Origin of the sequence: Adonisia turfae CCMR0081, assembly GCF_011009555.1 — a bacterium.
Classification (GTDB): Bacteria; Cyanobacteriota; Cyanobacteriia; order Phormidesmidales; family Phormidesmidaceae; genus Leptothoe; species Leptothoe turfae.
The window spans coordinates 1,277,910-1,292,139 of the sequence record NZ_QXHD01000004.1 but is presented as its reverse complement, the minus strand read 5'-3'; the positions used below and the strand labels follow the sequence as shown (position 1 = coordinate 1,292,139).

The following is a 14,230-nucleotide window of genomic DNA, read 5'->3' as shown; positions in this document are numbered from 1 at the left end:
CACGGAGGCGCTAATCTTGATTACAAGTTGTGATACATACGCTTGTTGAATTTTGCCTCGCTCTTTCTAACCTCAACCACAACTATTGTTTTGTTTGCAGCCACATGCAATCTTGGCTTTAGATGCTTCCCAGCTGTGGTAGCACCTCCCTTCCTTTCGCCATCCCAATCTACACTATCGCCTAATGTCCTGACTCTGCGTGAAGAATCATACAAATCAATGAGATTGTCGCCTGAATCAGTCATCTGTATGTCATCTATCCAGTTGTCAAGATCCTGGTTATCGTTTATCCCAGAATTTCTCAGCTGTTCATTAGTCGGGCCTCCCGGATATAAACTGACTAAGTCAGTTGCATTGCCTCGATCAACATTGTTGGAGATGATTTTTGTAACTTCCTGCTTGACTAAAAACCATGTAGCGAAAGAAAAGCGGACGTCGTCTAATGGCCCTTCTAAATCATCCTTTTCCAAGCCATCTTCGTCCACAGAGAAGGCTCCTTCAAGCTCCTTATTCAACGGGGTCATTAACTCATTACGCCTTGCTGTTTGCGCTGCTAGTGCTCCCAACACAGGTGCAGCGCCTGCAGCTGATGTAGCTGCATCATAGCCATTAACCACAAAGTTAGCAATATCTAAAAGCAATCCTCGCTCAGCTGCATTTAACCCCACTCTGGCAAGGACATCAACGCCACACTTGATGAGCGGTTGAACAAACTCTTTAGAATTGCCACCGTATGCTCGTGCAGCAAAGGCTTGGTATAAAGCATAGGTGAGGAGTCCAGCTACATGATGGCGAGGATCATTGGGTCTTAACAAGTTTTGATAGGTATGCTTCCAGGCATCTACCGTTCGCCAGGCCGCATTATAGAATTTCAAATGTGACTTGCCATGAATCATGGAGCGGATGAAAGCTGGTGCAAGATAAAATTGATCCAAAAACAGATCCACATTACACTGAACAAGCCGCGCTCCAGCTTTCTTCTTCGCTAACCGCAGATTATTAAACATCACTGGATAGCCTGGGTCTTGCTGCCAGGCTAGATTCACCTGGTTTGAAACACCGGGGACAGCAGGGCCACCAGCGTGGTACAAGGTTGTAATTTGTGGGCCTGGTGTGGGTATGGCTGCTGCCCAAGTTCCAGCAGTGTTGCCGTTGGCTGTTGCGAGAACAGTATTGTTAATGTAGTTTTTGAGTTGCCTTAAAAGGCCTCGCTCGTGGAAAGGAGCAGTGACGACTTCTATATGCGGATCGGCTCCACCTTTTCTCTCTTCCAACACGACCTGAATCACAGGTAAACGATCTGCAGCGTTAACCAGAGACAGTCCTTCATCAATTTTTGAAGCGAAGTGGGTTGTGCTGATTACGGGGTCTCCATACGTGTCATGATTCGTAACCCCTTTCACGCCATTTAAATAAAAATCTGCGCACTCCAACTCGAAACCAACTCCTTGAGTATGGCTCAGGTATCTTTCTAATTGAGTCTGCCTCTCAAGTAAAATCGGTAGAGCATTTAGGCGTACCATTGCATTGCGGAACTCAAGAGTTTTGCCAGCAACTTTATTAGGGGAGTCTGGATCAACTCGATAGCTAACCTGCGTATATTTCCTGATATTAGGTCGAGTATTTGCGTCGTCGTATTCTATTTTTAGTTGTCCACCGTTAAGAAGGTTCTCCCATTTAAAGCTGACTATAGTACCGTTAGTTTGCTTAATTTTACCGGAGCTACTATCGCCTGGAAGTGACATTATAATTCCATTCTTACCCACTAGCCTTTGAGCAATTTGGGCAGTATCAATCTTGAGAGATTTACCAACAACGTTAGCATCTCCGTACTTGATCTTAGTTGTCTCAATTCTGTATTTGACTAGTGTGCCTTTTTTAATCAGCTTTTCCCTATCACCAGATATATTATCATCTTTGAACTTAACTGTTTTCAGGCCCATAAATTCGCCATTCTTTGGACTTTTGTGCTTGATTGCACCTACACCTTTGTCTGGACTATAACGGCTAATCTCTCCATGACCTGTTTGTAAAGATAGCTGACTAGAAATATTGTCTGATTGGTGGACTTTGAAATGAGATTGTCTCAGTTGAGTTCTTGCTAGCTCTTGTTGCACAGCCAGTAAGCGATTGCCTGAAGTATTCTGTGTGGAAGAACCGCCATTATATGACTGTGAGTCCGCAATTTTTGGGGATGCTTGTTGCTTTGCTTTAGCAACAGTGTTTTCTAAGTCAAAGAGGTCAGTCATGATAATTTTTTCTCGTTTGGATATGGGTACTTGGATTAATTTTGTTAATCAAATTGCTTAGCTCAGCTAGTGTGCAATTGCGGCTAAAAACTTGAAACAGGAAATATTCACTTCGTTTCCTCCGTTTCCCCATTCGAGGTTTTTTCGGGTAGTTCTGAAACAGTTTCCTGTGCTATCCTCGATTGAGATTCTGCGTTCGATGTCGTTTCATCCGGCTCAGGCATTGCCTTATGCATTTCAGGCGTGGTCTTTTGAAGTTCAGGTTCTCGCTCTTCCGTCATCACTCCATACATCTGTGCTAGATCCTCTTCTAACGCGGCCTCATCTAAGGCTAACGACGCACTGACTGACTGAGCACTCGCCCCTTCCTCTAGTTGAGCTGATTGAGCCCTGGATTGGGCTCTTTTCTCGTTGTCTAGCAATTCATCAAACTCATCCATCAGAACTGATTGAGCTGTGGATTGTATGGTCTTCTCCTTGTTTAACAAGTCATCAAATTCATCAAAGCGCTGCTCCAGGGAGATACTGCCTAAATCAAATGAGTTGGCATAACTCATGTTGTGCCCCATGCGATCAAATACATCATGAGGTTTTTGTTCATCGTCAGATGTGTCCTCTTTACTTCTTGCCAGGGGCAATGATGTGGAGTTCATCTGATTGTGAGGCATGTGTTGAGCCATTTGAGAAAATACATCGTGGGGATTATCCGCTGTCTCTCTGATGTCGTCAGGGAGAGCTGATGTAGAATCTGTCGCAGCAGCTGTCGACATCTGTTGCTCATCTGGATTGGCGCTCACCATGCCACCACGGTCTTTGTCATAGGTTTTCTGACCAGTGATAATCGCCTGCAGATCCGCCGCAAAATCGCTATCACTCATTGCCTTGCTTGGCGTTTCTTGCTTTAGTGCCGAATCCAGATCACTAAAATCTAAATCTTCTGCCAATGTCTCCTCATCGAGATCAACGGCAGAAAATGCTTGCCCAACGGGTGTATCCGACTCGTCATCCTCATCCACCTCAAAGGACTCTACTTCAAAAGCTTCGGCCCCATCGTCCTCGTCTAAGCCAAAGGCACTGGCTTCATAACCCTCGTCATAGCCCTCGTCCTCATAGTCATGGGCGGCTGCATAGGGTTCTTGGGCCACATAGGAATCACGCTCGCTGTTGTAGATCAGCTCGATGGGTTCATCCCAGTCAAATGATTGTGCCCTCACCCGTACTCGACGACAACACCGGGCTGCCACGGGGCGTGGTCCTCGTTTGGGCAAGCCTGGTCGGCGTTTACCCCGACGTTTTCTTGGTGGTTTGCCCGGCTTACCTGGAGAGGTATATACTTTTCGTTCTAACTCCAGCAATCGATTTCTCATGGGACCAGTACCTAAGGGCAAGTAAAAAGGGACAAGTAAAAAGTAAAAAGGGCGAGAGGTTGGGATTTAATTAGGTGATTAAGATACTTTTTAGGCAAATGGTGATGTAATTGGTGGGGGTTGTGTGGAACGTTTTCTTTTATGGCGTTTGTGTTTTAGCTGGGCCATATAGTTCACTAGTTGTGGCGGACAGGCCAGCTGATAGGTCAACAGCAACATATTGTTGCGTAATCCTGCTGCCGCATTAGAGGCCGATGTAACAGCAGTCACACTTTTCTCATGGGCCTGCTGAGGGACATCAGAAGAATTCTTAGGAACAGTGATGGACTCATCTGCGATTGGTTGAGAGAATGACGGTGGTGCAACCTCACTAAAGGTATCGTTGGCAGTGACTACTGGCACTACGTCAATCGTAGCTGCCGAAGCTAGGATATCATCCTCAGATAAAGCCTCTTCTGGTGACATAGCCTCACATGGAGACTGATCTTGACCATCAGAGAATATCTCGATTACTTGGATCTCAATCGACGGAACATCCGACTGGGTATCCTGCCCATGGTCAGGAGCACTCCCTGAGTAATTCTCTAATGGCAAATCGCTGACGGGATTTTGCAGACTATCCTCTAATGCTATTGTCTCCCTTGTCATAGGCTGTTGTGTACTCTCTACTTCCATAACATCTTGTTTCACAACACTATTCAATGCTACTGGTGAGGCATCAGCTTCTGTTGTAAGAACCTCGTCAATAGCCCAATTCATTGCAGATGAGCGAGGCTGTTCAACCGGAGTTGTGGGCTCTGAAGTGGCAGTGGAGAGACCTAGTCTTGCCTGGCGGATACTAGTGGCAAGGGACTTATAGCTGGCTAGGGGAGCAGTCGGGTTTGGTTTGGGTGAGCGAGGGGAAGGCTTCGACTGACGCAGTTCGGCTGAGCCCTTGGGCTTAAGTAATTCGGCTGAGCTTACCGTCGAAACCTCAGCCCAAGGGGGAGATGTCAGTAGGGAGTTGAGGGTTTGGCGACGATGTTTTTGGGCAACTGTTGTTGGAGTTGCTTCAAAGGTTTCGACAATGGCTGGGCTAATGGGAGTGGAAATGGTGGGGAGGTCGGATTTTGATGTGTGGGTCTGGGAGGGAGTATAGTAACGCTGACCAAGCTGGGCCGCCAGCTGACGATAGGGACCGGCGGGTTGCTGAGTTTGTGGCTGCCGGGGCGATTGTAACGCTGAGTTAGGAGTGGTCAGCTCTCGATAGTACCGGGGCTGGGGCTGTTTTAAGCGAGACTGGCGCGACGGCCTGACCCGAGGCTGCTGGGGTCGAATGTGTTGCTCCAGGGCTAACAGACGATTGTGGCTAGGTGGCATGTAGGCAGACATGGTGAATTCAAAAGTGAAAATTCAAAGTTCAAAATTTAAGTAACAAGATTTTAATAAGGTCTCTGTTTAAATCCCTCTCCTGGGATCAATAGAGCTTCTCTATCGAGAAGTGTTATCCCAAATAGCAAAATGGGGCTTCCCAAAAGGCGGGGTGGGTTAACCGCTATTGCCACTAACCGATCCCGAAAATCCCCGACCTATGGTGGTTGCACCTGCGATTCTAAATTCATCGTAAATACTGCGTAGGGATCCAACGCCACTTTCAGCTGATTCCCTCCCTGACCTTGCAGATGAGTCTGCTTAACTTTAAGCTTGAGCTGCTTATCACTGGCTGAGAGAATCTCCACCGGCTGATCGTTGATCACCGCTGCCGGAAACTGATCCAACGACTGAGCACTGGCTAGATTGTTACCTTCTAAGGTTAAAACCGTGTCACCCTGGGATTTAGAGAGACTGGCCTTGGCCACACTGGGGGGCTTTTCCTGACGATGGGCTTTGTTAATTAAGTTGGCTAAGCTACCGTAGTTGAGTTTCTTTTCGGTGACTTTGCCCAGGTCCACATTGCGATCTTGGACTGTTCGACGCAGATCTTCGGTGGATTTAATCCCTAGTTTTTTTAACTCTTTGCGCTCAGTTTCGGGCAGGTCCACCTCATCAATGGAGGTTTCTCCCTGTTGGATCGGTGGCCGAGTGACTTCACGAATTTGGCTATCGCTGATGGACCCCAACTGGAAAGAGATTTTAGAGGCCCCCTTTTCGCCGGGTTTGGCGGTGGTAAAACGCACATTATCGCCATCAAACTCTGGAAACAACTGTAATTCTAGGTTCATGTCTTGCACCATATAGGTCAACCGACGGTTTAACCCTTTGACCGACAGGGTGTCTTGAGCCTTGTCTAACTCAAAGATCAAGGAGTCAAGAAAAGATTCTAAATTCCAGGATTTGTTTCCACTACTGGCCATGGCGCTCCTCCCCGTGATCCTCAACTATGCGCAGCTGCATACGATGAAACACTGGCAAGACTGTTGTTGTCGTCCGCTGGGTGGGAGCCGCCCCCTTGAGGGTGACCTGACCGGCATCATCCACTGTGACCCGCAACTCGATGGGCATATCCACCTTAATTGCTTCCACCGTTAATACCTGCCCCGTCTCAGAGTTTACCCGCTGTTTTTCGTAGTCCGTCAGGCTATGAACGAGATCGGCAAAGGGCAACAACGGATCCAGCTCCTCAAACTGTTCATGGCCAGTGAGGTCGTCTGGAGAAGAATTTGCATTAGTCATCATCGCTAACTCCGATAAAGTGGGCCTTGGTGGGCATGGGGAAATACACCGGAGCTTCTACTAGCTCGGTGACATGACCGTTTTCGTCAATCTCTGAGGCTTGCTTTAGCAAAATCCGCTGTATCTTTAACTCTGGATAGACCCACAGGGCAACGGTGCTGCCTTTGCGTCCTTTAAATTTGACCTCAGTGCGGGCCAGGGCATTGAACAGACTGATGTTGTCGGTATTAAACAGGGCGTTTAACTGTTCGTCGTCGAGGGGCTCATGGTCAGAGATTTGACCGAGCAGTTCGTTCAAACGCTCGGGGTTGAGCATCATCCCAGCCTTGAGTTTTCCTTCCTGACGGGTGTCGCTGGTCTGTTGAATGCGGGAGAGGGTTTCCATCCGGGCCAGGACAGTGCGATCGCGTTCCAATGTGTAGTAGTACTTACAGTCCAGGGTCAACCTACGCCGTCGACTAGAGAGTTGCCCCTGCCATACCTTGTGCCAGTAAGACCGATAGCGATCCACATCATTGAGGGCAACGGTTTCCGACTGACCTTCAATGCGATCAAAGCAATAGTCTCGCATCAGGGTGATCATCTGGGTCATGCTGGTGCCCATGGGTTTCTTGCGGCGTGGGCTGGGGTTTCGTCGCGATCGCCCCTTCCAGGCCAGCACCACCGTCACTAAATAATCCTCGTTGGGTTCCAGCAGTTCCAGCTGGTCTCGCCTTAAGGTGGGCACCACATCCAACGGCCCACTGGTGAGATCGTCAACTTTGTACTTCTTCTCAAGCAAAATCTCCAGACTCTCTGGATCCTTCACCAGGATCTGGAGAATTCCCTTACGGATCGGGCGGGGTGTTTCTAACTTAAGGGGAAAAGCAATGTCGTGATCCTGATGGTAGAGCACCCGAGAACGCCCGTGGAGCATCAGGGGTGTAACATCCATAAAGTCCAGCCGCACCCGACCCACCCGCCGATAGTCAACAACTTCAGGTGACCAAGCTAGGGCATTGACCACCGCCGCTCCATAGGCCCACTTTTCCATGGCAGTATCGTCTGCATTCGCGATTAATTTCTCAATGTGCTGCTGATCTTGTTTTTTATCTTCCAGACTGACTTTGGCTACCTGGGTGACGCTGTCGGTGACCGCCCCCAACATCTTGGTGGGGGATATGTTTTGCATCATCATCTGCACCGTTTCAGGAGTTAAGACCTGCTGCAATAAAGGCATTAGGGACGTTACCAAACCGCTCATGTTGGCACCTCCCATCAGGGCCGAAGCTCCGCCCGTTGCCCCCGCGCCACCTAATCCTCCTAATAGTGACGGCAGGGCTGCCAAGGCTGGCAGGGCCATTTGATCACTGTAGGGGACGGATGCGGCTGTTGAAAAAGATCGGGCTCGACTCAAGTTAGTAGTGCGATTGGCAGTCCCTGTGGGGAATCGTTGCAGCTGATTTTTCTGCAACTGTTGTTGCGCCAACATCGCTGTATTCACTGCCGAGGAGTTGGGCAGTTGAGAGCCCATTTGCTGGGTTGGAAACATTCCTGCCGCCAGCATTGGATTTTGTTGAGCCCCCATTAGATTAGCTCCTGTCATAGCAGGCATGGTACCTGCCCCTGGCATCATGCCCATCTGGGGCGTACCCGCCATACCGCTCTGATTGAGAAAATTCATCAAGAGCTGCATCATCGCCTGGTTATTCATGGGCTGCTGTCCTGTGAGCCCAGTTTTTGACAGGAGTGACGTGCCTGCATTCATCAGCATTTGCTGATTTTGAGGGTTCTTGAGAAACGTACCTGCCTGTTTCAGGGCGTTCTGAGCCTGGGGACTGGTGACAACAGCCGTAGCTTTTTTTGCCAGGGGGGCAAATTTTTTAAGGCCACCAATGACGGATGATAAGCCTTTGAAGGCCATGGCCGTACTCACCGGAGAGGCTTCTTTATAGGAAAAAGCGACCACCTCAACCGGAGGCTGTTCGATGGTTTGTGATGGCATAGAGTCCTCCAAACTTAGGGAGACAGCGTTGTGGGAATCATCCTGCTCACGTTGCAAACCGAAAGCGGGGATCTGAACAATTTCAGAAAGAGCGGGGCCTTCTAGCTGAGCCGTTCGAAAACTAAAGAGTTGAAGATAACGATGTTTGCGATCAAACTGCTCATTTGGAATTTCCAATGTCTTACGGCCCAAACTTTCCTCTGGCAGCGGCCCCATTAGGGGCGAGATAAAGGTTGGATCTTCTAACTGCTTGAGGCCATTAAAACGACGGATCGCTTCATCGCCAATCTGATATCGGTAATATCGATTGGTAATTCCGATATCAATATCGACGTGGGTATAGTCGTCGTCCGTGTCTTGCCACCTTAAGATTGCCAGAGCCATTGTGCTTACCCGATGTCATTAAAACCAAGAGAGAGTCTAGAAACAAAACATCAGCTACTGCCCCGGCAAATACTGCCCCGGTTGTCCTCCTGGTTGGGCCTGCTTTTGGGGTTTTGGTGCTTCCCCACCATACATCGAGGCAAAGTTGTCTAACTTAAAGTAATCAGATTTAAAAACAAGCTCGACCGAACCGGTAATTTGCGCAGCTAAATCAGTAGTTGCGGTACTCTTGGCAGAAGACACGCTAATCTTGCTGCGCTTGTTCGTGCTGGAACTACGTCTGCCCAAGAACCCAAACAGGCCGCCTCCACGGGTGCCACCAGATTTGGTGGTAGATGAATCGGCAGCCTTGTCAGATTTACTAATCTTTTCAGTTGCTTTAACATCAAAGACAACGGCTGCTTTGACCGTACCACGTTCGACCACTAATCGAGAAATACCCATCAAAATAGTTTCTCGCAGCAGGGCTCGTTGTTCTTGAGCCAGTGCCAGTTTAGCGTCCATAATTCTGGCTCTAACTTCGTTATCGCCAATATCCAGCTGTTGTCCACTGGCATTACCGAGGGCCGGTTGCCCCTGCTCATCTTCAATAAAACTAAATTGATCGCCCATACTATCTGCCATGTGGGCAAAGGCATCTTCATCACTGACATTTTTGACAAAGCTGCTGAGAGATTTGGTCGCAGATTTTAACAGGCTCTGATATTCCTGCATCTGCGTTACGGTGACGTTTAAGTTCGCGTCAAAAACACCCGTGAGCAAGTCTTCGACAAATTGAGGAAAATCGACATCACTGATAAAGTCAGCAGCCATCTCTCCCGTTTCTGGGCCAATTCGCTCATTGAGATGGCGTTTGTCATCGATTTGATCACTGGCAGCCAAGCCCGTTGACAATCCTTTTTGAGTTGCTAATTGACCACCGTCTTCATCAGCCAATTCTTTACACTGAGCCATGACTACGTCCTTATACATGGCCGCCTGTTCATTGCGATCCATATTCCGGAATGATTGGGATTGGGACAGTAGCGATCGCGCCCGCGCCCGCGCTTCTGTCTGAATATTTTCGTCATACATCAATTGTGACATGGCACTTTAGCCTCTCTACGCCAAATAGAACTGTTAAATGGACCCCGTTTGACTCATAACGAGTAACCTGTAACTTGTTCCTGTCCTTGTTACTTATTACTTGTTACTTGTTATTCGTTATTCGTTACTTGTCACTCGTTACCTAATTCCAATCATCAAAATCGTCATCCTCATCCATGTCGATATCGTCGTCCATATCGTCATCGTCCTGCCCAAAGGAGTCATCGTCTTCTTCCATGGCGGCCTGGGCAATAATCCAAGCCTCTGCCGAAGAGAGGAAATTCTGGAAAATACTGTCTTGAACCGAACCTTCATTAAAGGTGGCAATCCACTGAAAAACCTTGTTGCCCTCCACTGCAGCGGTACGAATGGGAGCACTGGAGACCATAATTCCCAAATCTTCTTTGGCAATCTGCTCAATCACCGTCCAAATACTCTGACGGCGACCACCGTAGGAGATCACCACATCCTCAGACTTGATGATATCTAGCGCCTCTTGCAAGTGGGCATAATCTTCAGTTACCTGTAGGTGAGACATCCCAGTCATGTTTTCACTCAGGTTATATTGCAGGTTCTTCGTCGCCTGGTAAATGGGGGCTCGGGAGACCCAACCATCTGCTGAGTAGCTGCCCTCCGCCTTGCGAATGTACTCAGCCACCTCAGACATCAGCTGGTGCCATAGCCGGGGAAAATCTTCATTGGGAACCATATTCGAGAGCAGGCGACCAGCACCTCGATTCAGGACTCGGCGATACAGCATGGCTCGCTCTTGAGGTGTGGAGCGTTCGCTACGGAGTTTGTGGTAGCGATAAAGTGCAGCAGCTGTCGTCCCCTCAGGTACATCCAGCATACCGCTAGCCCAGCGTAATACCAGTGCATTGGCCACATCAAACACATGCATGCGTTCCCCAATACAGTAGATGTAGTCCAGCGCGCCCGCCGCCAAAATATTGTCCGAGCTTACCCCTTGTTCTTCGATACTCTCAAAGGTGTCGACAGAGAAATCCCAAGTAGTCTCTCCACCTTTAACCCGTGCAGCATCAATGGGGTCTTCAGCAACCGTACTGGTTTTGAGGGCCTCATTGTAGGCCATCAGGAAGTACTGATCGTAGCCGCCAGCCGTAAAGGTGTCATCATCAATCTCAATACCCAGCTTGACCAAATAATCGGTCATTCCCTGCTGAAGCGAGGCCGTAAAGGAATAGGGAGAGATTGGATTGTCGTCTCTTTCAGCAAACTGGGCTACATAGTAAGGAATATTCCCTTCAGTGTAAAGAGTGGAAAGCAGGTCGGTAACGGCAGGCTCCACCTGGCCAATGGTGATGGGCAGCCCCTGGGACAGCGTGAGGTCGTCTAATTGTTCCCAACGCTTATCAGTGGACTTTAGCCGAATGCGCCTATCGTTGAGCACCAGGGTAAGCATCTGGGCTAGGAAATAGCGCTTGGGAATATTGTTTACATTTCGCAGTACCGAGCTATATAACCCTTCAAGATCATCATCTGATACGCTCTCGTCTTCGCGGGCAGCCTTAATCAAGGTGGCATAAATGATTGGTCTGGAAAGTAATAATTTTGGAATATTGTCTAATCCAGAGCCATTTAGCTTTTCAGTCAGGGTATTAACTCTACTTAACAAACCCTCGCTGGTTATGTAATCTCTAGGATCGTCATCTCCTGCCTGATTGATGAAATAGGTTTCTGTATTACTTAAGGCTGTTTCAGCATAGGAATCTAAGGTGACGCTTGGTGGATTGATTTGTAGTACCAACTCAGCAGTGTATTCCGTGTAGGTGGTAGAACCGTTAGCGTAGGTAAGAACCATGGTAATTTCCCGCAATAAATCAATAAAAAACTGATAAAGTCAGAAATTTCAATTTCTCAAGGCAAAAACTGTCATCAAATAAACCTTAGTGCTTCAAACTCTAAGCCTACTAACGACTGTAGCCTAGCCGACGAGTAAGTCTGAGAGACCAAACTGTTGTTGAACAACCAGCCAATTATCCACTTCACTCAGAGCTAGATCGGTGCTTTCCCCATCAGTAGGACTCTCCCCCTCAGCACTCTCAATCCCAAATAGGTCACTTAGGGTGTCCCAATTATCATATGCAGCCGCTGCTGCAGCTGCTAAGGCTGCTGCCTCTAATACTTTCGCTTCCAGACCACTTAAAACGTCAGTAACCTGTTCTTGAATGGCACTTTTTAGTGTAGCTGTGGCTACTTCTAAAGGATCATTGTTGGTGGCTGGGCTTTTAGTAGGCTGCGAAATATACAGCAAGGCTACTTCTTTTATTTTTGGAATATTTGCAGGCACAGACTTTATGAAATTACCACTCTCAACTATCTCACCTGAATCTTCATTAAAGCTTGAGATACTTTCTTCTAGTGTTGTTTGTATCGTCTGAGCGTTACTTAGTAATGTTTGAGCCTCTGTTGCTGCGGTTGAACCTGGATCGAAAGAGGCTGCTGACTCGGCTGACTCTTGTATTTCTGTAATAAAACTACTTGCTGATGACGATGCTAGACTCAGCGTCTCTCCTACCCTCGCAAGCTCTGCCAGGGCAGCTGATGCTACTGTAACTGGAAGATAAACACCGTTATATACCTCAATATCTGGAAGATAGTCTTTGAGAGCCTCAATCACATTGAGCAGAGCATATGCAGTATTTTCCAGCTTTGCAGTGTAGTTGTCTGTTTCAAGAGAAGCCTTATCGGCTTGAATTTCTTCCGGAGTTGCGTAAACAACTAGATTAAGGTCGACCGTTGTTGTTGACATTAAATTATTCTCCGATGAAGTGGGCTTGAGGATAGTTACCAGTGATCTCAAAGTCAACTGGAGATAAAATAATCATGTTCACCTAAGACTGTATGCCTCCCCGTGAGCAACCTTGTATTATCAGGCAAGCTTGTAGTCTAATAGTCGCAGGGCATCTAATAAGTTAAGCTTGCCAAAGCCTGCCTTGGGATGTTTAAACCGTTTATCCAGTTTGTCGGCGGTATGCTTGAGCAAATATTTCACTTGCCGATCAGATAAGTTAGTCTTGTATTTTTGTCGAGCATAGGACTTGAGCAAGGCGATCGCTCCGGCAACAAAGGGTGAAGCATGGGATGTTCCCGTGGAAAAACCATAGTCATTACCGATGTAAGTGCTATAAATATCTGTGCCAGGAGCGGCAAAATCAACCTGTTTGCCATAGGTGGAAAACGACGTGATTTCCCCTGACTCATCCAAGGCTCCCACCGCAATCACATGGGGGAGTGCCCCTGGATAATAAAGGTGTTCCTGGCCATCATTGCCAGACGCGGCAACAATTGAAACGCCTTTACGGCGAGCATAGTTCACTACTTCTTCATGGGGTAGCCCACCGTCTGTGTGCTCAATGCCAAGACTCATATTGATCACATTTGCACCGTGGTCAATGGCCCACTTAATGCCTGAATTGATGTTATCCACCAAACCTGCGCCGACCTTTTTAGAGCCACGTTTCATCGCTCCCAACACCCGCACAGGCAAAATCTTGCACTTGGGCACCACTCCTAACGGCATTTTTAAGCCCTGGCCAGCAATGATTCCAGCGACATGGGTGCCATGACCCACCTCGTCTTCCGGGTCCTCATCATAGTCCAAATAGTCTCCGAGAAACTTTCCAGATCCATCGAGAATATCGACAAAGTCATAGCCGGGAAGCAACACCTCTTTTAACTCGGGATGATCGAGATCGATGCCGGTATCTAACACCGCCACTGTAATTTTGGAATCGCCCTGGCTGTAGTCATGGGCCTTTGGTAGGTAGATGGCTTGGCGCGATCGCATATCTGTATCAAAACTCAATCCCTTAGCAATCACCGGCAGCTCGGCTGTCGCCACCTTACCGGAGTTGACAGCTTCGACGTTAGGAATAACCGTAATATCCTGAATTAATGCGGCGGGAATTTCTGTATTCTGCTGCAAAATCAGACGATATGTGCGATCAAATTTGCTCTCTTGTTCATGTTGGTCCCAACCATTAGGTTTAGCAGACCTATACTCCCGCGTCACCTGAAACGAATGACCATATTTCTTCGCCACCTGATCCACAGCTGGCGTGAGCTGAGTAGGAGCCTTTGCTTTATGCTGGGCAACATCCTCCCAATAAGGAATCTGACCAGGGGCAACGTCTTTTGTTAAGGTGACTAGGATATGGGGTTTCATAAAAAATCAATCATCGGTGCCAGCAGCGTTTTTTATACCGCTCAGTTAATCATCAGATGACAATATGTTATCGAGCTCAAAATGGTACTCTGTGGTTAGCTCACCTCCACTACAGTCCACTTAACTGCAATCTCACCAGAATGCTTCTCAAACGTCCAATCAATATCTCCATCTTGCCCATCCTCATGTTTTGTAGCATGCGAAAGATCGCCATTGGCCACGAAAAGAATTGTTTCTCCTGGGTCTAACGACCAACTTCTTTGATCGTTAAGGGGGACTAAATCATCTCCGTCTAACCCAGAATCACCAGTCTCCACTT

11 protein-coding genes are annotated in these 14,230 nt (G+C 47.9%); all 11 read right to left on the bottom strand.

Going from position 1 to position 14,230, the window contains the following annotated elements; genetic code table 11:
• Positions 1-20: 20 nt before the first annotated feature.
• The gene (locus DXZ20_RS09640) at positions 21-2,249 is read right to left on the bottom strand and encodes a hypothetical protein (protein ID WP_163697835.1); all 2,229 of its coding nucleotides are present in this window, start codon (positions 2,247-2,249) and stop codon (positions 21-23) included.
• Positions 2,250-2,356: 107 nt separating this feature from the next.
• Entirely contained in the window at positions 2,357-3,616 is a 1,260-nt protein-coding gene (locus DXZ20_RS09635) for a hypothetical protein (protein ID WP_163697833.1), read from the bottom strand.
• A gap of 90 nt (positions 3,617-3,706) precedes the next feature.
• Entirely contained in the window at positions 3,707-4,987 is a 1,281-nt protein-coding gene (locus DXZ20_RS09630; RefSeq protein WP_163697831.1) for a hypothetical protein, read from the bottom strand.
• A 197-nt stretch (positions 4,988-5,184) separates the two neighbouring features.
• Positions 5,185-5,949 (bottom strand): hypothetical protein, encoded by a 765-nt coding sequence (locus DXZ20_RS09625; RefSeq protein WP_163697829.1) that lies wholly within the window; start codon positions 5,947-5,949, stop codon positions 5,185-5,187.
• Positions 5,939-6,271 (bottom strand): hypothetical protein, encoded by a 333-nt coding sequence (locus DXZ20_RS09620; protein WP_163697827.1) that lies wholly within the window; start codon positions 6,269-6,271, stop codon positions 5,939-5,941. The genes DXZ20_RS09625 and DXZ20_RS09620 overlap by 11 nt, the downstream gene beginning before the upstream one ends.
• The gene (locus DXZ20_RS09615; protein ID WP_163697824.1) at positions 6,261-8,636 is read right to left on the bottom strand and encodes a hypothetical protein; all 2,376 of its coding nucleotides are present in this window, start codon (positions 8,634-8,636) and stop codon (positions 6,261-6,263) included. The genes DXZ20_RS09620 and DXZ20_RS09615 overlap by 11 nt, the downstream gene beginning before the upstream one ends.
• Before the next feature lie 54 nt (positions 8,637-8,690).
• The gene (locus tag DXZ20_RS09610) at positions 8,691-9,722 is read right to left on the bottom strand and encodes a hypothetical protein (RefSeq protein ID WP_163664375.1); all 1,032 of its coding nucleotides are present in this window, start codon (positions 9,720-9,722) and stop codon (positions 8,691-8,693) included.
• A 142-nt stretch (positions 9,723-9,864) separates the two neighbouring features.
• On the bottom strand, positions 9,865-11,544 hold the full coding sequence (locus tag DXZ20_RS09605; protein WP_250564932.1) for a hypothetical protein: 1,680 nt from the start codon (positions 11,542-11,544) through the stop codon (positions 9,865-9,867).
• 123 nt (positions 11,545-11,667) lie between these two features.
• Positions 11,668-12,495 (bottom strand): hypothetical protein, encoded by an 828-nt coding sequence (locus tag DXZ20_RS09600; protein ID WP_163664373.1) that lies wholly within the window; start codon positions 12,493-12,495, stop codon positions 11,668-11,670.
• A 120-nt stretch (positions 12,496-12,615) separates the two neighbouring features.
• Positions 12,616-13,911 (bottom strand): S8 family peptidase, encoded by a 1,296-nt coding sequence (locus DXZ20_RS09595; RefSeq protein WP_163697822.1) that lies wholly within the window; start codon positions 13,909-13,911, stop codon positions 12,616-12,618.
• A 95-nt stretch (positions 13,912-14,006) separates the two neighbouring features.
• Positions 14,007-14,230 (bottom strand): hypothetical protein (locus DXZ20_RS09590; RefSeq protein ID WP_250565700.1); only part of this gene is annotated, 224 nt, incomplete at its 5' end.

What these genes read in the sequence shown, in the direction of transcription:
- DXZ20_RS09615 (WP_163697824.1), bottom strand. Translation starts at nt 8,636, where the DNA reads ATGGCTCTGGCAATCTTAAGGTGGCAAGACACGGACGACGACTATACC.
- DXZ20_RS09595 (WP_163697822.1), bottom strand. Translation starts at nt 13,911, where the DNA reads ATGAAACCCCATATCCTAGTCACCTTAACAAAAGACGTTGCCCCTGGT.
- DXZ20_RS09620 (WP_163697827.1), bottom strand. Translation starts at nt 6,271, where the DNA reads ATGATGACTAATGCAAATTCTTCTCCAGACGACCTCACTGGCCATGAA.
- DXZ20_RS09605 (WP_250564932.1), bottom strand. Translation starts at nt 11,544, where the DNA reads ATGGTTCTTACCTACGCTAACGGTTCTACCACCTACACGGAATACACT.
- DXZ20_RS09610 (WP_163664375.1), bottom strand. Translation starts at nt 9,722, where the DNA reads ATGTCACAATTGATGTATGACGAAAATATTCAGACAGAAGCGCGGGCG.
- DXZ20_RS09625 (WP_163697829.1), bottom strand. Translation starts at nt 5,949, where the DNA reads ATGGCCAGTAGTGGAAACAAATCCTGGAATTTAGAATCTTTTCTTGAC.
- DXZ20_RS09640 (WP_163697835.1), bottom strand. Translation starts at nt 2,249, where the DNA reads ATGACTGACCTCTTTGACTTAGAAAACACTGTTGCTAAAGCAAAGCAA.
- DXZ20_RS09630 (WP_163697831.1), bottom strand. Translation starts at nt 4,987, where the DNA reads ATGTCTGCCTACATGCCACCTAGCCACAATCGTCTGTTAGCCCTGGAG.
- DXZ20_RS09600 (WP_163664373.1), bottom strand. Translation starts at nt 12,495, where the DNA reads ATGTCAACAACAACGGTCGACCTTAATCTAGTTGTTTACGCAACTCCG.
- DXZ20_RS09635 (WP_163697833.1), bottom strand. Translation starts at nt 3,616, where the DNA reads ATGAGAAATCGATTGCTGGAGTTAGAACGAAAAGTATATACCTCTCCA.